Origin of the sequence: Faecalicatena orotica, from assembly GCF_003149245.1 — a bacterium.
In the GTDB taxonomy this organism is placed as follows: domain Bacteria; phylum Bacillota; class Clostridia; order Lachnospirales; family Lachnospiraceae; genus Faecalicatena_A; species Faecalicatena_A orotica.
Genome location: NZ_QGDL01000018.1, coordinates 76,994 through 95,385, shown reverse-complemented (window position 1 = coordinate 95,385; position 18,392 = coordinate 76,994). Strand labels below are relative to the sequence as shown.

Here is an 18,392-nt window from a genome sequence, read left to right as displayed (position 1 = left end):
AGGTGGAGGATGGAAACATGAAGGTTTTATCCGTTACAGTGCCCTGTTATAATTCCGAGGCGTATATGGAAAATTGTATTCATTCCCTGTTGACGGGCGGGCCGGAGGTGGAGATCATCATTGTGAATGACGGCTCTTTGGACCGTACAGGGGAGATTGCAGAGAAATATGCCAACGATTATCCGGATATCGTTAAAGTCATCCATCAGGAAAACGGAGGGCATGGAGAAGCCGTCAATACCGGTCTGCGCCATGCGTCAGGGCTGTTTTTCAAGGTGGTGGACAGTGATGACTGGGTGTCTATTTCTGCATTCAAAGAGATGATGAAAACTTTGGCTGCACTTGCCGGTGAGCAGCAGCTGGTGGATATGGTGATCAGCAATTTCGTCTATGAAAAAGAAGGGGCAAAACATAAAAAAGCCATGCGTTACCGGAGCGCATTTCCCCAGAATAGAGTATTTACATGGGATGATGTAAAATTTTTAAGAAAAGGGCAGTACATTCTGATGCATTCCGTCATCTATCGGACAAAACTGCTGAGAGAGTGCCGCCTGCAGCTCCCGGAGCATACCTTTTATGTGGACAATATCTTTGTCTACCACCCTCTGCCTTTTGTGAAAACGATGTATTATCTGAATGTGGATTTTTACAGGTATTATATCGGCAGGGAGGACCAGTCGGTAAATGAGCAGATGATGATCCGCCGTATTGACCAGCAGTTAAAGGTAAACTATTACATGATTGACGATTATAATATTTCCAATGCCCAGGAAGTACCGCATATAAAGCTGCGGCACTATATGAGGAATTATCTGGAGATCATCATGGTGGTATCCTCATACGGAGGATGGAGGAGCCGAAGCCTACAACTATGCGGAGGCTCCGTTGGCACATGACAGCTTTCCGTTTGATGAAACCCGATATGATGACTATGAACTGCTCTCCTGGGAAGACATCCTTGGGGAGCCTTTTGAAACCTCCGGAGCACATCCAGATGCGTTCCGGCAGTAGAAGAATGGAGGAATGCCTATTGACGAATAGATTTTGTCAAAAACTGAATAAAAAGGAAAGAAAGAAAAAACGATTCAAACTAACACCTGCCCAGAGGCTGCAGAAGGGGATTTGCCTCTGCTATGTGGGCGCTGTGTGTTTCTTATGCTGTGGAAGCATGTCTGTCTATGCCGCAGGGGATCCCCTGTCGGTAGTCAATAACTTATCCACATTTATATTTTCCCTGATCCGCGCAATCGGTCTGATCTTGTTGGGATTTGGAGTGGTGCAGGTCGGGCTCAGTCTGAAAAGCCACGACCCCAGCCAGAGAGCCAATGGTTTCCTGACGCTGGCCGGCGGGATCATCATCACCTTTGCAAAAGAAATCCTAGACCTGATCATGGGATAGGGCTGGAACGTATGTACCGGGAGGCCTTAAAACGGCCTCCCTTTCATTTTTGAATGCAAAGGGGGTGAAAATTACTGAGTGATAACTGGATTGTGCAGAATTTAAATTCTGCATTGGAAACCTGGAGCAGTAAGCTGGCAGAGATATGGACCCTCCTGACACAGAACCCGGAAACCTTCAAGGGCGGGGAAATCTGGAGAGTCATGGTGACCATCAACGATGCGCTGAAAGCCATTGGATATGGGCTCTTAGTATTGTTCTTTGCGGCAGGGATTGTCAAGACCTGCGGCAGCTTCACGGACATGAAAAAGCCGGAGCATGCGGTGAAAGCGTTTGTCCGTTTCGCACTGGCACAGGGGGCTGTCATGTACGGCATGGAACTGATGACAGCGATCTTCTCTATCATACAGGGGGTTGTTTCCACCATCATGTCCCAATCCGGCATGGCCGGGGGAGCGGTCACGGAGCTTCCAGCAGAGATCGTGGAAAAGATTGAGTCTGTCGGCATGCTGGAGTCGATCCCTTTGTGGATCGTCACGCTGCTTGGGAGCCTGCTGATTACTGTGATGTCTTTTATCATGATCATGAGCGTTTACGGCAGGATGTTCAAGCTGTATATGTATACGGCACTGGCACCAATCCCCATCTCTACCTTCGCAGGGGAACCCACACAATCCGTGGGGAAGAACTTTGTACGGTCATATGCCGGTGTCTGTCTGGAAGGGGCAGTCATAGCACTGGCCTGCATCATCTTTTCCGTATTTGCAGCCAGCCCGCCGGCCATCAGCGACAGCAGCCTGTCAACAGTGACCATTGTATGGAATTATGTGGGAGAACTGATCTTTAACCTGCTGGTATTGGTGGGGGCAATCAAGGCATCCGACCGGATTGTGAAAGAGATTATGGGATTGTAATAGGTTGGAAAGAAAGTAAATGAAATATCTAGAAAAAGGAGATTAGAGATGGAAGAACAAAAAACATTAGGATATGACTGGGAATTTGGACATGAAGAATTAGTAATTGAAGTGGGTGCCTATGCATACGGTGACCGGCTCTATATCGGACTTTTGCACAAAGAGGACGGAGAGATGGAATCCTTCGCAGACTTAACCATCAATCTGCCCTATTCGCCGGCAGAAGTCAACGAGGCATATATTGATGATTTCGCCAAGAACAGCAAGCTGGACTTTATAAAAAAACATAAATTGGGGAAGGTGCTTTCGGAAGAGGGTTATTCCGGATATGCCAGATACAGCAAGGTGGCATTTAATCTGGACCGTCTGGCAGAGCTGGATCCCAAGGGTGTAGAGAAATACCGGGCTCTTCATGGGATGACGAAACAGGAACCAGAAAAGAGGGGACGCACAAAGAAATCAAAGAAAGGACAGGAACGGTAAATGGAAGTAAAAATGAATAAAGAAATCAGGGATTATCAGGAATCTATGTTTTTCGGGCTGAATTTCCGCCAATGTGTATTTTCCCTGCTGGCAGTCGGGGCAACGCTCGGGATTTATTTCAGTCTGAGGGAACTGGCAGGGGAGGAGATCACCGGCTGGCTGTGTGTGATGGGATCTGCCCCCTTTGCAGTCTGTGGCTTTTTTAAGTACCACGGCATGACCGCAGAACAGTTTCTATGGACAGTTATCAAATCAGAGCTACTGTATCCCAAACGTCTGACCTTCCAGTCCGAGAATCTCTATTACCAATGCATGGAAGACTGCATTCGGGCCGGGGAGCGTACAGGAAGTGACGGTGCGCAGGTCATACAGAAAAGAAAGCAGAGTATGAAAAAAACGCATCGTATGAAGAAAAAGGGAAGGGGGGATGCGGTTGATTAAAACTCTTAATCAGGCAACAAAAATGGACAGGGAGAAGTTTAAAGTCCCCAAATCTGTCCAACAGGCAGTCCCCATCCGTAAGATCTGGCCGGATGGGATTTTTCAAGTGGAAAGCAAGTTTTCAAAGACATTCCGGTTCTCGGATATCAATTACTCCATTGCGAGCAAGAGCGATAAGACAGAGATGTTTCTGGATTATTCGGAACTCTTAAATGCATTGGATTCCGGCACATCTGCCAAGATTACCCTGAATAATAGAAGAATTAATAAAGAGGAATTTGAACAGTCCTTATTGATTCCCATGAAACAGGATGGGCTGGATGAATACCGCAGGGAGTATAACGACATGCTGCTCTCCAAAGTCAGCGGCACCAATAACAGCATTTATCAGGAACGGTACCTGACTATCAGCGTCCATAAAAAGAACATTGACGAGGCAAGGACTTATTTTGCCCGTGTGGGAACCGATATCATCACCCACCTTGCAAAGCTATCTTCCGTAGGGGAAGAGCTGGATGCAGGGGAGCGTCTGCAGGTTTTCCGTGATTTCTTTCGGGCAGGAAAACCAACGGGGGTCCCCTTTGACTTAAGAGAATATGCCAGAAAAGGGCACAGCTTCAAGGATTGGATCTGCCCGGCAAGTATGGAAGTTTCCAAAGACTGCTTCCAGCTTGACGGCCGCTATGGACGGGTCTTATATATGCAGGATTACGCCAGTTATGTGAAGGATGACATGGTTTCGGAACTGTGCGATCTCAGCCGGGACCTGATGCTGTCCATTGACATCCTGCCGGTGCCAACCGATGAGGCGGTCCGGGAGATCCAGAACCGTCTGCTGGGTGTGGAAACGAATGTGACCAACTGGCAGAGGCGCCAGAACGCAAACAATAACTTTTCCGCAGTGGTGCCCTACGACATGGAGCTTCAGCGCAAAGAGACCAAGGAGATGCTGGATGACCTGACGACCCGGGATCAGCGGATGATGTTCGGGCTTCTGACGATGGTGCACATGGCAGATACGAAAGAGCAGCTGGACTCCGATACCGATACGCTGCTGTCCATCGCCAGAAAGCACCTGTGCCAGCTTTCGGTCTTAAAATGGCAGCAAGTGGACGGGCTCAATACCGTCCTGCCATACGGCCTGCGGAAAATCAATGTCCTGCGGACTCTGACCACAGAATCCACGGCTGTCCTGATTCCCTTCCACACGCAGGAGATCATGCAGCCGGGTGGGATCTACTATGGGCAGAACGCAGTCAGTAAAAACATGCTGGTGGCAGACCGGAGGAAGCTGTTAAACGGCAACTCTTTCCGTCTGGGGGTAAGCGGTTCTGGGAAGAGTTTTTCAGCAAAAGAAGAGATTGTGGATTTAGCTCTATCCACGGATGACGACATTTTAATTCTGGATCCGGAGTCAGAATTTGCTTCCCTTGTAGAATCTTTGAACGGGGAAGTCATCCGAATCTCAGCAACCTCAGATACCCACCTGAATGCACTGGACATGGATGCGGCATACGGAGATGACAAGAACCCGTTAATCGAAAAGTCTGAATTTATCCTCTCCCTATTTGAACAGCTGGTGGGAGCTGGGAACTTGTCTGCGAAAGAGAAATCCATACTGGACCGCTGTACTGCAGATGTCTACCGGGATTATATCAGAAATGGTTATAAGGGAGATATGCCCACTCTAAAAGATTTATACCGTCAACTGATGTTGCAGCCAGAGGAAGAGGCCAGGGGACTGGCCCTGTCATCGGAACTGTTTATCAATGGGAGCCTGAATACTTTCGCTCAGAATACGAATGTCAATACCAAAAGCAGGATCATTGATTATGACATCCGGGAACTGGGAGAACAGCTGATGCCTTTGGGAATGCTGGTAACACTGGATAGTATTTTCAACCGGGTAATCCAGAACTGGAAGGAAGGGAAAACAACATGGATTTTTGCAGATGAATTTTACCTTCTTTTCCGTTATAAGTACAGCAGCGATTTTTTCTACCGGCTGTATAAGAGAATCCGAAAGTATAACGGCTTTGTTACCGCGCTGACACAGAATGTGGAAGAGCTTCTGAAATCTGATACCGCAAGGTTGATGCTTGCCAACAGTGAGTTCCTGATCCTGCTGAACCAGTCAAGTACGGACAGGGAGGAACTGGCTGCCCTGCTCAATATTTCGGATAATCAGCTGTCGTACATTACGAATGTAGGTGCAGGGCGAGGGCTGATCCGGTGTTCCGGGAATATTGTTCCTTTTGAAAACTCGTTCCCGAAAAATACAGGGTTATATAAACTGATGACAACCAAGCCCGGGGAGGCTTAGAAGAGTGTAAAAATGTGCCGTGTCCTATATGGGGCGCGGCATTACATGTTTAAAGAAGGGAGTGATATTGTATGGAATCAACACTAAAAGTACCGCTTATGGAACAGGAACAATTGGAAGAATTGCTCCGGATTCTGGATGAAAAAGGGATGAAGGAGGAAAAGGAGCAGGTCAGCGGCCTTGCACAATATCTGGATGCGATGGATACACAGCTGGGAGATGTGCTAAAGGAACTGAGGGATGTGAAGGAGCAGCTTGGTGTGATCCAAGATCAGGGGATCAAGGCGGCCGCTGTGCGTGTCGTTGCTAAAGTGGAAGGTAAAGTACAGGAAGCAAGGGAGCAGGTCCATGTACTGAAAGAAAAATTTATGGAGGGTGTCCAGAAGGCCGTGAAGAATTTCCGTGAAAAAGGAGTCCTGACACTGGCAAAAACGATCGATTTCTTAGGGCTGCAGAAGGGTATCCAGAAAGTGCATAACCAGTTAAGCCAGTCTGTCTTATCAATGGACAGAGGGATTGACAGGCTTGGCAGTATGGCAGATGAACTGCATGCGGCGAAGACCCATATCGGAAATATCGGGAGAGAGCTGGCTGGCAAAGAATCTGTAAAAGCACCGGAACGTGATGTGGAACGTGGGAGCGTATTCCAGATCCAGAAAGGTTTATACCATGTCATGGGTGTAACGACTGGAATGAAAGACCGGACGGAGAAGATGCTGTCCAAGATGGAGCGTCTGACGGAACATGCCGAATATTTGAAGAAGCCATCCATTCGGGAAAGCCTGAAATCAATCCAGTCGGAAGGAACAGAACATGAAAAAGACAGGAAGGAAATAGAACATGATAAACATGCCAGTATTTCTTTTTTTGCAGCGGAGTGCATGGAATTTCATAATTTCGGGGAAATGCAGGAGAATCTGACCCTGCCGGAAGCAGTCAGGGAGTACCAGCGTATCCGAAAGAAAGGTACAGCTAAGGGACCGGGTATCGGTTTTGTCCTGCAGGACACGACAATCCCTGATTACTCAGATATCCAGTGGCCGCTGTTTAACAGGCGGGAGATTGCAGCAGAAGAGTTGAAACTGATACCTGAATACCAGAATCATCCTTTGGTAAAAGAAGCTGTTGAGGAATTAAAACAGTATCTGCCGGAACTGACGAAGAATGAAAAGCAGAAAAAAACTCCGGAACGTTGATTTTTTATATGGATTACTCACAGAGAGGAGGTGAAGGATGCGGGATATCAAGATGAAGGAACATAACCGAAGCCCCAAGCTCAAGAATCCGGCTGCCAGAATGCCGAAAGAATTTGTCCGGTCAGCAGCCTTGGAACTGAAAGAGAAGCAGAACCGGGTAACTCAGGCAGCGGAGGCGTCTGCTGGACAGGAATCACCTGTCCAGTATGGCAGTGAAAAACTATCATCTATAGAGGAATGGGCTGCATATAAGTCGAGCGGTGCTGTCTCTGCCGCAGGGCGGAAGGCCGCGAAAAAGTCTTTTGAGAAGCTGCGGGAGCGCAGAAAAGAGGATAGGACAGCGGAAGCAGCTGCTGAAGCATCAGAAACAGCCCAAGAAGCGGAAGAAGAGATAAAGTCTGGACTTCAAACCGGGAAGGAAAACAGAACTGCTAAAGCAGCAGGAGAGCAGGGAAAGACGCCTGCCAGACAGGGAAGTTCTCAGATACAGACAAGTTCCCAGATAAAGGTGAGGGTAAAGCCGGAAGCAGAGAAAACCATCCGGACTTCTGTGAGGAGGAAGGTGAATGTGACTCCTAGAGTCGTGAAATCTTCCCCTGTACCTTTTGAGAAGATTAAGACAAGCAAACCGCCTGTATCACAATATCAAAATCTGCATGTGATGAGGACGGCGAAGCAGGCAGCTGTCAAGGCTCTGAATCCTGCAGAAACGGTAAAGATAGCAAAGACAGCTAAAACAACAGTCCGGGGAATCAAAACAGCAGTACACGGGGTGATAACTTCTATAAAAGGCTTGGGGACGATTCTTGCATCGGCTGGTGGTGGAGTTGTATTTTTGATTATAATACTGGGTGTCATTGGCGGAGCCTTGTTTTCAGGGAGTTCTCAAAGTGCAGAACCGTTGAGCCAGGAGGTACTGAATTACACACCCATGTTACAAAGGTATGCATCTGAGTATGGTATCCCGGAGTATGTAGCCTCCCTTCAGGCAATCATGATGCAGGAATCCGGAGGCAGGGGGAATGACCCCATGCAGTCCAGTGAATGTCCGTTTAATACCAGATTTCCGAATATTCCCAATGCCATCACAGAGCCGGAATACTCGATTCAGGTAGGTGTACAGTATTATGCAGCCTGTGTGCAGGAGGCCGGGTGTACCACGCCTTCTGATATGGGGAAGCTTGAATTATCCTGGCAGGGATATAATTATGGAAATGGGTACATATCCTGGGCGTTACGCAATTATGGGGGATATACGCAGGAGAATGCCCAGCGGTTCAGCCAGGAGCAGGCAGCATCTCATGGCTGGTCAGGGTACGGCGACCCGGAGTATGTGCCCCATGTAAGGCGGTATTATTCCGGTGGAAATATCTTTGCCGGTTTATTTGGGAATGAACAGATCGTAACCATAGCGAAGACACAGATCGGAAATAAAGGAGGACAAAAGTTCTGGTCCTGGTATGGATTTACAAAGAGGGAAGCATGGTGTGCCTGTTTCGCTAGCTGGTGTGCGGATCAATGCGGTTTGATAGATTCTGGTGCAGTGCCCAAGTTTTCACTGTGTGATGACGGGATTGCATGGTTCAAAGAACATAACAAGTGGAAAGAGCAGGATTATACACCTGCGGCAGGAACATTCATCTTTTTTGACTGGCCGGATAGGAATGGAAACAGAGATGGGAAGAGCGATCATGTGGGGATTGTGGAAAGGTGTGAAAATGGAGTTGTGTATACCATCGAAGGAAATTCGGGAGATGAGGTGAAGGAAAACAGTTATCCTGTAGGCGATGGTTCCATTATGGGATATGGGGTCGTATATTGGTGATATCTTGAAGTATATGAAATAATTTATTAAAAAATGACTGTTAAGAAGTAAACGCTGACCTAATCATAAAGAAGAGAACGGATTTTGCTATGTCCTTGACTTTTAAGCGTCTGCCAGAGCGCGGCAAACACCATGCTTTGCATGGTGTTCGGCGGGGGCTTGGAGAACTCCCCAACAAGCGTAAAGGATACCCATTTCTATAGCTTGCTAACTAGTATTTTTCTGGAACCCGAATATTAGCTACATTACGAAATTTATATTTTTCTACCATATGCTTCTTCATACGGCTCAAATTGTAACGATAACAATCTGCTATGCTATCCGCAAAGGCGTCTGCATTACCTTCCCTTAACTGTTGAAGCGCAAGAATGACTTGCTTGTTGAGTTGTGAAAGTGTATGTTTCTTGGACGGATAATAAGCAAAATGGTGTCCCCATTCAAGAAGATGATTAGTTTCAGATAATATAACATATAAAGGTTCTAACGTGGTATTTCTCATTATGGCTTCCAAAATATCTGCCAAATAAACAGAATCAGAGGAAGTAAATCTATCAGCCAACTCGTCTAGTTCTTCACTAGTAAACTGTGGAGTTGCAGCTAAAGCGGCCGGGCGAATGATTAGCACCATTAGCTGTAGGGCGTGAAGGTAACGTAGTGATTTTTCTACATATCCGGAATTAAGAGCCAGCTGATGAAGTTTCGTATCATCTGGTTCTATCACTATAGTGCCTTTCCCATTTAATGTCTTTACAAAACCTCTTTGCTCGAGTTCTGATAATGCCTTTCTGACCGTCGATATAGAGACCTCATACTGGTTGGCCAGTTGCTTTTCATATGGTAGAAACATTCCAACAGAATACTCTCCAAGACCGATTTTTAAATTCAAGTCATCAACAATTTTTGAGTAACAATAATCCTGACCACGCATGGGATTCCATGAAAACCTTAAACCAGTTTGTGAATGACATTTTGGGGTGGCCTCTGACAGATAATTCAAGGTATTTTCAATGAATTCCGTAAGTTTCTGATACATATTTGAGAGCAGGTTGTACTTTATGTGTGGATCATCGCCTTTTAAGACATCTGGAATGACATTGGCTACAGATACTGCTTCCTGTGAAAAATGCTTAGAGAAATAAGTACACTCTTCTGTAAAAAATGTAAGTTTATTATAAAGGCCAAACGTAGAGTAGAGTTCGCTGAATAGGGAATTACCGCCTATTCTTAATATCTCATATCCTAATTTGGAAGGAGGACGCCATCCACCAGCAGTATATCCTAAACGCAATGCTTTCACAGCCTGTTTATAGTAAGGCAGTACCTCCACATCACATCCCTGTAAGGAAAAAACCAAAAGTGAAGGCAGTATTAGGGCAAAAGTTTGATATACCTGTAAAATACATTCCTTTTGTTTTAGAATCTCAAAAACAGTGCTTGATGAATTACAGGTATCTTTTGTTGAAATAACAATCGGCGCAAGGCGAGGCTGGATATCAACCAGTCCTTCCGCCCTCAATGCTTCGAAAACACGGTTAATCGTATATCTGCTAACATGGAATTGTTCGCAATACATCCTTGAAGATGGCAAAGCATTTCCATGAGATATCTGTCCATCTAAAATACACTGCTTAATTTCATTATATACAAATTCAAATTTTGTTTCTTGTGGTTTCATAACTTGCCTCCTATCTGTTTAATTATATCATGGTGAACCTATTTTGTCAGTATAAAAAACGCTTACCTATTTGTACACCTTACCAATATGGATATTGCCAGTATGTTAGGATAACATTTATAATAAAAATGCAAAATTATTAGGAAAGAGTTTAAGTATCATGGATAAACAAAAAATTTTAATTGTGGACGATTCAGAAATGAACCGAGCTCTTTTGGTAGATATTTTGGAAGAGCGATATGATGTGGTTGAGGCTGAGAATGGTGTGGAAGCAATTTCTCTCCTTTCAAAGCAAAGAGCAGATTTCTCCCTTTTGCTTTTGGACATTATGATGCCTGAAATGGACGGATTTGAAGTATTAGCTTACATAAACAAATACCATTGGAATGACACCTTCGCTGTTATTATGATTTCTGCTGATGACACTCCTGCTAATATAAAGAGGGCCTATGACTTGGGGGCTTTTGACTATATCAGCTGACCTTTTGATTCAACCATTGTCCAGCGTCGAATTTCTAATACGATGTTTTTATACGCAAGGCAGCAGCGCCTTGAAAAAATTATTGCAGAACAATTTCACGAGCAGGAAAAGAATAATAAGTTGATGATCTCAATTCTGTCTCATATTGTGGAATTTCGTAATGGAGAGAGCGGCCTACATATACTGCATGTTAATACGATTACAAAATATTTGCTGAAGCAGTTGGTTCAGCTGACAGATCAATATCCTTTGTCTAAAGCAGATATTTCTTTGATCAGCACTGCTTCTGCGCTGCATGATATTGGGAAAATCTCAATTTCAGATGCAATATTAAATAAACCCAGCCGACTTACGGCAGAGGAATTTGAAGTGATAAAAACGCACTCAGTGATCGGTGCTAACATGCTGTTAGACCTGCCCATAGAACAGCAGGAAGATCCGCTTGTCAAGGTGGCTTCTGAGATCTGCCGATGGCACCACGAAAGGTATGATGGCAATGGTTACCCGGATGGATTAAAGGGAGACGAAATTCCCATAGCCGCTCAAGTGGTTGCGCTGGCCGATGTATACGATGCCTTGACCAGTGAGCGTTGCTATAAGAAAGCTTATCCACATGAAGAAGCTTTGAAAATGATTTTAGAAGGACAATGCGGTGCATTTAATCCTTCTCTTTTACTGTGTCTGCAAGAAATTGCCGATACACTTGAAAACGAACTAATGGATGCCTCTCAGGAACAAGAGGCTAAAAATATTCAGGATATAAGAAATAAAATAGACTACGATAGGCTGTTTTCTTATGAAAAATACACCGTCTTGTCTCGCAAACAGCAGCAACTGCAATTATTATATATTGATTCCTTAACCAGTATTTATAATCGCCGCTATTATGACGAGCATTTTCAAGGCGCAGATGATATTCAGGCAATGGTGGTAATAGATGTGGATAATTTTAAGTACATCAATGATAATTATGGCCACGATGTTGGCGATATCGTATTGCAGAACATTGCACAAACTGTTTTATCCTGTGTGCGAAAAACAGATGCAGTTATCCGTTATGGCGGCGATGAATTTGTAATCATCTTTTTCGGTATACCCCAAGAGACATTTGAGAAAAAACTGGAGAGGATCAGGCGTTCTGTTGATGGTCTGATAATTGATGGACATCCCGAACTACATATGTCTGTAAGCATAGGTGGAGCATATGGAAGCGGAACTGCAAAAAAACTGTTCAAAGTTGCAGACAATATGATGTATCAATCAAAAAAACAAAAAAATCAGGTGACCATTTGTTTTCTGAACGAGATGGTAGGCAGTGTAGGCAGCATTTAAAAAGGAGGAATTGTGATTATGAATCTAAAAGATTGTTATATAAAATTGGGCGGCGATTTTGATGAAGTGCTGGGTAGACTGCGCCGTGAGCAAATCGTTCAGAAATTTATGTATAAATTCCTGGACGATAAAAGCTTTCATTTGTTTGAAGCGTCTATGGAGAATAAGGACTATGAAGAGGCTCTAAGAGCCGTTCATACACTCAAAGGAATTTGTCAGAATCTTTCTTTTACCAGATTATTTGAAAGTAGTAGTTTGGTAACTAACGCATTAAAAGAAAACGCTTGGAATAAGGCTGTCGATATGATGCCGAAATTATCAAAGGATTACTATGAAACCATCAATGTTATTAAAGATTTTAAGAATTCCAGGGAGGAATAACAACAATGAGAAATAGTAAAACCAAGGATTCTACAACACGTTTTCTGATATACAGTTTCATTGGACTTTTAATCTTTAGTATTATTATTTTCAGTCTGCTCGGAATCTATATGAACCGAAAAAGTAAACATGCCGTTTATGAAATTGGAAATATTTATATGTCTGGAATGAATAAAGAGATGTCCAGACACTTTGAAACTGTGATTAAACTGCGTTTTGATCAGGTCAGCGGCGTTGTTTCTGTTGTTTCAGCAGATAACCAGGATAAGGAGTCTCTATATGAGGAACTCATCTTCAGGGCGCAGGTTAGGGGATTTGACTATTTAGCGCTTTGTTCTGTCGAGGGAGAGTTTCAGACACTTTATGGAGAATCCATACAGCCACTTAATCCAGAACCTTTTGTAGAAGCATTATTACATGGAGAACAACGAGTCGCTGTAGGTGTTGATTCTTCTGGAAATGAGGTGGTATTGTTTGGCGTTGACGCTGCTTATCCGATGAACAATGGCGATAAGAGCACGGGCCTGATCGCAGCTGTCCCTCTGGAATATGTTACCGACTTCCTTTTCACAGCAGATGGCGGGCAGTTAATGTATTATCATATCATCAGGTCAGACGGTAGTTTTGTAATACAGAACTCTAACACGGAGTTGTGTCATTTCTTTGAACAACTACAAAAGCAGCTTGATTCTACGGCCAAGGAGTTATCTGTAGAAAATTCAGTTAAAGAATTTGGTGCTGCACTAAAAAACCATAAAGAATTTACCACAACACTTGAAGTAAATGGTGAGGAACGGCAAATATACGGTATGTCATTACCCTGTTCTGAGTGGTATTTAGTGTCGGTTATGCCTTATGGTATATTGGACGATTCCATAAACAATCTGAGTAGCCAGCGTATGTTCATGACATTATTGTCTTGTGCTTCTGTTTTGATTATCCTAACATTGATTTTTCTTCGGTATTTCTCCATAACCCGTTCTCAGGTGCATGAATTGGAGAAGGCCCGGCAGTCGGCTCTTGAAGCGAACAAAGCCAAAAGCGAATTTTTAGCAAATATGAGCCACGATATCCGTACGCCCATGAATGCAATCGTAGGCATGACCGCAATTGCCACAGCTCACATAGATGACCGGAAACAGGTACAGAACTGCCTGAGAAAAATTACATTATCAAGTAAACATCTATTAGGGCTGATCAATGATGTTTTGGATATGTCTAAAATTGAAAGCGGGAAATTAACTTTAACAACAGAACAAATTTCATTAAAGGAAGTTGTTGAAGGAATCGTTAATATTATGCAGCCACAGGTTAAGACAAAAAAGCAAACCTTTGACATACATGTTGAAAATATCTTAACCGAAAATGTGTGGTGCGATGGAGTACGCTTGAATCAGGTTTTGTTAAACCTTTTATCGAACGCAACAAAGTATACACCGGAGGGAGGTTCGATACAATTATCCCTCTCTGAAGAAAAATCTCCGAAAGGAGAAAACTATGTCCGAACTCATATTAAGGTCAAGGATAACGGAATTGGTATGTCGCCAGATTTCCTGAAAAAAATATATGAATCCTATAGCCGTGCGGATGGAGCCAGAATACATAAAACTGAGGGTGCCGGTTTGGGAATGGCGATTACCAAGTACATTGTGGACGCGATGGAGGGAACCATTGACATAAAAAGTGAACTTGATAAAGGCACCGAGTTCTTTCTCAGGTTTGATTTTGAAAAAGCGGTTGCCGAGGAGATGGATATGGTTCTTCCCTCGTGGAATATGCTGGTGGTTGATGATGACGAATTGTTATGTGAGACAGCAACGGACGCACTAAAATCGATCGGAATAAAAGCAGAATGGACATTAAGTGGAGAAAAAGCGATAGATCTGGTAATTCAACACCATAAAAAGAGAGATGATTATCAAATCATTCTACTTGATTGGAAACTGCCAGGCATGAATGGGATTCAGGTTGCAAAGGAAATCCGACGTAATTTAGGAGATGAAGTGCCGATTTTGCTGATTTCTGCATATGACTGGAGTGAATTTGAAGCGGAGGCTCGTGAAGCGGGTATTAGTGGTTTTATTTCCAAACCCCTTTTTAAATCCACGCTGTATCATGCTTTGCGTCAGTATATGGGCGCTGAAACAGAAAATGATCAGACATTGAACCCCAATATCGATCTATCCGGACGCCGTATCCTGCTTGCCGAGGATAATGAACTGAACTGGGAAGTTGCTAAAGAATTACTGTCCGATTTAGGCGTGGAACTGGATTGGGCAGAGGATGGCCAGATATGTCTGGACAAGTTCCAAAGATCACCAGAGGGATATTACGATGCCATTCTTATGGATATACGGATGCCGCATATGACAGGGTATGAGGCCACAAAAGCTATCCGCGGACTGAATCATCCTAATGCCCTATCTGTTCCAATTATAGCTATGAGCGCGGATGCTTTTTCTGATGATATACAGCATTGTCTGGAGTGTGGTATGAATGCCCATATAGCAAAGCCGATCGATGTCATAGAATTGACCCGCTTATTGAAAAGATTTTTAATATAAATCTATCCCTAAAAGTGCCTGTGCAGAGGTTATTGTAATTCAGGAAAGATATAGGCTTAGCGTCTATTCCAAATGTAACCGCAAAAGAGTAAAGCATTCGGACCGTGTAGTCCAGTATATAACGGATGGGAACGGCACCAGTCTGGGTTATTTCGGAAAAAAAGAATTGTGTGATTGCTGAAAAGCTAAAAAAGGTCTTTGCTAAATAGATTGAAACGGTCATACTGATTTTAACGATGAAAACACCATCATTTTGCGTGTGGAATTGACAGATAGCCTGCTGCTCTCACATGGTACAAGATATGAGTTCTAAATTTTTAAATTTCCCACTGTGTTAGGTCAAGCATTATTAAAGCTTATCATAACTGTTTGCAGGTAGGCTGTTTAAGGAGGTTCCATGAAAGGATTTAACCGGCAAAATCAATTATTTTCCCTCTGCGGTTTGAATTGTGGGCTTTGCCCCATGTTTTTGAATAAAAACTGCCCCGGCTGTGGCGGTGGCGAAGGAAATCAGCCATGTAAAATTGCAAGGTGCAGCATGGAACATGTCGGTGTTGAATACTGCTTCCAATGCAGCAAATATCCTTGTGAAAAATACGATCTTATTGACGATTTTGATTCCTTTATAACACATCGAAATCGAAAATTCGATATGGAAAAGGCCAAACGCCTTGGGATAGACGCTTATAATGCTGAGCAGGCGGAGAAGGCCAAGATTCTGGAGGTTTTATTATCTAATTATAATGATGGCCGCAAAAAGACACTCTTTTGTGTAGCGGTCAACCTGTTGGAACTGCAAGACCTACAAGCGGTACTTAAAGAAATTGACTGTAAACCTGATATGGAGACAATTACGCTCAAAGAAAAGAGCGCCTTTGTCGCTGGATTACTATTGGATGCAGCAACAATGAAAAATTTCGACTTAAAACTCCGAAAGAAAAAAATTAATTGGGAGATGCCAAAATGAACAAAAGAGGGTGTGTTTTTGATAAAGGAGTATTTACATTTGAATGTTTACGATGCATTTTTAAACCGAATGCATTTTCTTTTTGAAGAATTTGATAATATCTATATTTCCTTTTCTGGAGGAAAGGATAGCGGTTTGTTGCTCAATCTGGTCCTGGACTATCGAGATCAGTATTATCCTGAAAGAACTCTTGGTGTATTTCATCAGGATTTTGAAGCACAGTATTCTATGACTACAGAGTATGTAGAGCGCACCTTTGAACGGATAAAAGACAAAGTGGAGTCTTTCTGGGTGTGTCTGCCTATGGCGACCAGAACAGCGCTAAGCAGTTATGAGATGTATTGGTATCCCTGGGATGATACAAAAAAGGAAATCTGGGTACGTGAAATGCCCCAAAAAGAATACGTTATCAATCTGGAAAATAACAGGATAACAACCTATCGCTACCGAATGCATCAGGAGGATTTGGCAAAACAGTTCGGACGATGGTATAGGAACATCCATAACGGCGGGAAAACTGTTTGCCTGCTGGGGATGCGGGCTGATGAGTCCTTACAGCGGTATAGTGGATTTTTAAATAAAAAATATGGGTACAAAGATACCTGCTGGATCAGCAAACAATTTAAAGATGTCTGGTGTGCTTCACCATTATATGATTGGACTATCAATGATGTGTGGCATGCCAACTATTTATTTAATTATGACTATAACCATCTGTATGATCTTTATTATATGGCAGGACTCAAACCGTCACAAATGCGTGTGGCTTCCCCGTTCAATGATTATGCCAAGGACGCTCTGAATCTATACCGTGTCATAGACCCGGAGATTTGGAGTAAGCTTGTAGGTCGTGTGCAGGGGGCGAATTTTGCTGCAATTTACGGAAAGACCAAAGCAATGGGCTACCGGAATATTTTCTTGCCAGAGGGGCATACGTGGAAAACTTACACAATGTTTCTTTTGGATACATTGCCAAAACGACTGCAAAATAACTATATAAAAAAATTTAATACATCTATTCGGTTCTGGCATGAGACGGGAGGCGGTTTGGATGAAGCCGTGATTCAGGAACTGCTGGAACAAGGATATCACATAAGACGAAATGGTGTCTCAAATTATACATTGAATAAAAAATCACGGATTATATTTGAAGGGAAAATACCAGACCATACGGATGATATCAAATCCACAAGGGATATCCCCAGTTGGAAGCGGATGTGCTATTGTATTTTGAAACATGATCATATCTGCCGTTTCATGGGGTTTGGGATGACACGGCAGCAACAGAAAAGGTTGGATGCCATACGATCTAAATACAAAAGTATAGAGGAATTAAATTATGAAGTATAGAAGCCCAGTTTATGATGTTATCGCTGTTCCGATAGAAAAGGTACGGCCCAATGACTATAACCCGAATAAAGTACCACCACCTGAAATGAAGTTGTTATACGAAAGTATTAAGGAAGATGGATATACGATGCCAGTGGTCTGTTACTATTCAAAATCACAGGATGTTTATTTAATTGTTGATGGTTTCCATCGGTATCAAGTAATGATGGACCATCCGGATATCTATGAAAGAGAACAAGGATTGTTACCGGTCTCTATTATCAAGAAACCACTTGACAAACGTATAGCCAGTACCGTGCGCCACAACAGGGCACGAGGGTCTCACGATGTGGATCTGATGAGTAACATCGTAAAAGAACTTCATGAGCTTGGACGTTCAGATGCATGGATCTCAAAACATTTGGGAATGGATAGAGATGAAGTATTGCGCCTCAAGCAGATCACAGGTCTCGCCTCATTATTTAAAGATGTGAACTTTGGTGAGGCATGGCGTCCCGTGGAGAAAGAGACGTAAAAGAGTACATAATATAAATGGCGATATGATAGATAGCTAATAACGCCTACATCTGCATAAGGTCGTTTACTCTGATTGGCACAATACAAAACGGGATAAGGAAATGCTGGACTATACTGAGAGCGTAATCATCAAAAGCTATTAAAAGAAAAGCGGAGCCCAACTGTTTCTGTATGTGGTGGTTTACACACTCAAACGAGCTACAATACGGATTACAAAATGGAAAGTTTCTTTCAGAATGTGGTTCCTGCCCTTGAGAGATTTTAATGCCAGGATGGAGTTTTGTCGACAACAAGGAAATTCTGTTTGATACATTCACTTCAAAATATGAAATCCAGACCGGAGATAGCAAAGCGGAGGGCAAATGCAGAATTAAAAGGTGAACTGTCCGCAGAGGGGGATTGCTTTAGACCGGCTGCCGGCAATCGGGGAAGAAAAAAGAGTTAAGCTGATAGTAAGAGAATTTGTTATGGAATGCAATGCCGCTATTGAGGAATACGGAGAAGACAAAAGCTACACCGATAAAAAGTAGTGGTAAAGGGATAGT

General features: G+C 43.4%; 15 protein-coding genes and 3 pseudogenes. 17 read left to right on the top strand and 1 reads right to left on the bottom strand.

The genetic code is table 11. The features are described from left to right. Positions 1–17: 17 nt before the first annotated feature. From A8806_RS23085 to A8806_RS23050, 9 genes and pseudogenes are all read left to right on the top strand, one after another. A pseudogene (locus A8806_RS23085) lies at positions 18–839 on the top strand (glycosyltransferase family 2 protein); the annotation flags it as partial. Between the two features lie 46 nt (positions 840–885). After that, positions 886–1,011, top strand: a complete 126-nt coding sequence (locus tag A8806_RS26795) for a hypothetical protein (protein WP_278321139.1) — start codon at positions 886–888, stop codon at positions 1,009–1,011. A gap of 109 nt (positions 1,012–1,120) precedes the next feature. Next, positions 1,121–1,399 carry a glutamyl-tRNA amidotransferase gene (locus A8806_RS23080; protein WP_242996243.1) on the top strand — a complete coding sequence of 93 codons (279 nt, stop codon included), beginning with the start codon at positions 1,121–1,123 and terminating at the stop codon, positions 1,397–1,399. 74 nt (positions 1,400–1,473) lie between these two features. After that, complete coding sequence (locus A8806_RS23075) at positions 1,474–2,313, top strand: VirB6/TrbL-like conjugal transfer protein, CD1112 family (RefSeq protein WP_109733524.1); 840 nt, start codon at positions 1,474–1,476, stop codon at positions 2,311–2,313. A 48-nt stretch (positions 2,314–2,361) separates the two neighbouring features. Then, positions 2,362–2,796, top strand: coding sequence for a DUF4313 domain-containing protein (locus A8806_RS23070; protein WP_109733523.1), 435 nt, complete (start codon positions 2,362–2,364; stop codon positions 2,794–2,796). Then, positions 2,797–3,237 carry a PrgI family protein gene (locus A8806_RS23065; protein WP_109733522.1) on the top strand — a complete coding sequence of 147 codons (441 nt, stop codon included), beginning with the start codon at positions 2,797–2,799 and terminating at the stop codon, positions 3,235–3,237. Next, positions 3,230–5,560, top strand: coding sequence for a VirB4-like conjugal transfer ATPase, CD1110 family (locus tag A8806_RS23060; protein WP_330405449.1), 2,331 nt, complete (start codon positions 3,230–3,232; stop codon positions 5,558–5,560). The genes A8806_RS23065 and A8806_RS23060 overlap by 8 nt, the downstream gene beginning before the upstream one ends. Positions 5,561–5,631: 71 nt before the next feature. Continuing rightward, a complete protein-coding gene (locus tag A8806_RS23055) occupies positions 5,632–6,756 on the top strand; it encodes a DUF6674 family protein (RefSeq protein WP_109733520.1) in 1,125 nt (374 codons plus the stop codon). 37 nt (positions 6,757–6,793) lie between these two features. Continuing rightward, positions 6,794–8,581 (top strand): lysozyme family protein, encoded by a 1,788-nt coding sequence (locus A8806_RS23050; protein ID WP_109733519.1) that lies wholly within the window; start codon positions 6,794–6,796, stop codon positions 8,579–8,581. A gap of 211 nt (positions 8,582–8,792) precedes the next feature. On the opposite strand, the gene A8806_RS23045 is transcribed toward A8806_RS23050, so the two are convergent. Further along, a complete protein-coding gene (locus A8806_RS23045) occupies positions 8,793–10,256 on the bottom strand; it encodes a GntR family transcriptional regulator (RefSeq protein ID WP_109733518.1) in 1,464 nt (487 codons plus the stop codon). 160 nt (positions 10,257–10,416) lie between these two features. Here A8806_RS23045 and A8806_RS23040 point away from each other — a divergent pair. From A8806_RS23040 to A8806_RS26340, 8 genes and pseudogenes are all read left to right on the top strand, one after another. Continuing rightward, positions 10,417–12,069: pseudogene (locus tag A8806_RS23040) on the top strand (diguanylate cyclase). Between the two features lie 18 nt (positions 12,070–12,087). Then, a complete protein-coding gene (locus tag A8806_RS23035; RefSeq protein ID WP_109733517.1) occupies positions 12,088–12,450 on the top strand; it encodes an Hpt domain-containing protein in 363 nt (120 codons plus the stop codon). A gap of 5 nt (positions 12,451–12,455) precedes the next feature. Next, complete coding sequence (locus tag A8806_RS23030) at positions 12,456–15,014, top strand: hybrid sensor histidine kinase/response regulator (protein WP_109733516.1); 2,559 nt, start codon at positions 12,456–12,458, stop codon at positions 15,012–15,014. Positions 15,015–15,141: 127 nt separating this feature from the next. After that, positions 15,142–15,327 (top strand): annotated as a pseudogene (locus A8806_RS27065) (pyridoxamine 5'-phosphate oxidase family protein); the annotation flags it as partial. 84 nt (positions 15,328–15,411) lie between these two features. Beyond that, positions 15,412–15,981, top strand: a complete 570-nt coding sequence (locus tag A8806_RS23020; RefSeq protein ID WP_109733515.1) for a DUF3795 domain-containing protein — start codon at positions 15,412–15,414, stop codon at positions 15,979–15,981. 18 nt (positions 15,982–15,999) lie between these two features. Next, entirely contained in the window at positions 16,000–17,331 is a 1,332-nt protein-coding gene (locus tag A8806_RS23015; protein ID WP_109733514.1) for a phosphoadenosine phosphosulfate reductase, read from the top strand. Next, positions 17,321–17,845 (top strand): IbrB-like domain-containing protein, encoded by a 525-nt coding sequence (locus tag A8806_RS23010; RefSeq protein WP_109733513.1) that lies wholly within the window; start codon positions 17,321–17,323, stop codon positions 17,843–17,845. Before A8806_RS23015 ends, A8806_RS23010 begins: the two co-directional genes overlap by 11 nt. Before the next feature lie 379 nt (positions 17,846–18,224). After that, positions 18,225–18,377: a hypothetical protein gene (locus A8806_RS26340; protein WP_181368843.1), complete on the top strand. Its 153-nt coding sequence runs from the start codon at positions 18,225–18,227 to the stop codon at positions 18,375–18,377. Positions 18,378–18,392: the final 15 nt, after the last annotated feature.

What these genes read in the sequence shown, in the direction of transcription:
- A8806_RS23070 (WP_109733523.1), top strand. Translation starts at nt 2,362, where the DNA reads ATGGAAGAACAAAAAACATTAGGATATGACTGGGAATTTGGACATGAA.
- A8806_RS23065 (WP_109733522.1), top strand. Translation starts at nt 2,797, where the DNA reads ATGGAAGTAAAAATGAATAAAGAAATCAGGGATTATCAGGAATCTATG.
- A8806_RS23055 (WP_109733520.1), top strand. Translation starts at nt 5,632, where the DNA reads ATGGAATCAACACTAAAAGTACCGCTTATGGAACAGGAACAATTGGAA.
- A8806_RS23050 (WP_109733519.1), top strand. Translation starts at nt 6,794, where the DNA reads ATGCGGGATATCAAGATGAAGGAACATAACCGAAGCCCCAAGCTCAAG.
- A8806_RS23045 (WP_109733518.1), bottom strand. Translation starts at nt 10,256, where the DNA reads ATGAAACCACAAGAAACAAAATTTGAATTTGTATATAATGAAATTAAG.
- A8806_RS23035 (WP_109733517.1), top strand. Translation starts at nt 12,088, where the DNA reads ATGAATCTAAAAGATTGTTATATAAAATTGGGCGGCGATTTTGATGAA.
- A8806_RS23030 (WP_109733516.1), top strand. Translation starts at nt 12,456, where the DNA reads ATGAGAAATAGTAAAACCAAGGATTCTACAACACGTTTTCTGATATAC.
- A8806_RS23020 (WP_109733515.1), top strand. Translation starts at nt 15,412, where the DNA reads ATGAAAGGATTTAACCGGCAAAATCAATTATTTTCCCTCTGCGGTTTG.
- A8806_RS23010 (WP_109733513.1), top strand. Translation starts at nt 17,321, where the DNA reads ATGAAGTATAGAAGCCCAGTTTATGATGTTATCGCTGTTCCGATAGAA.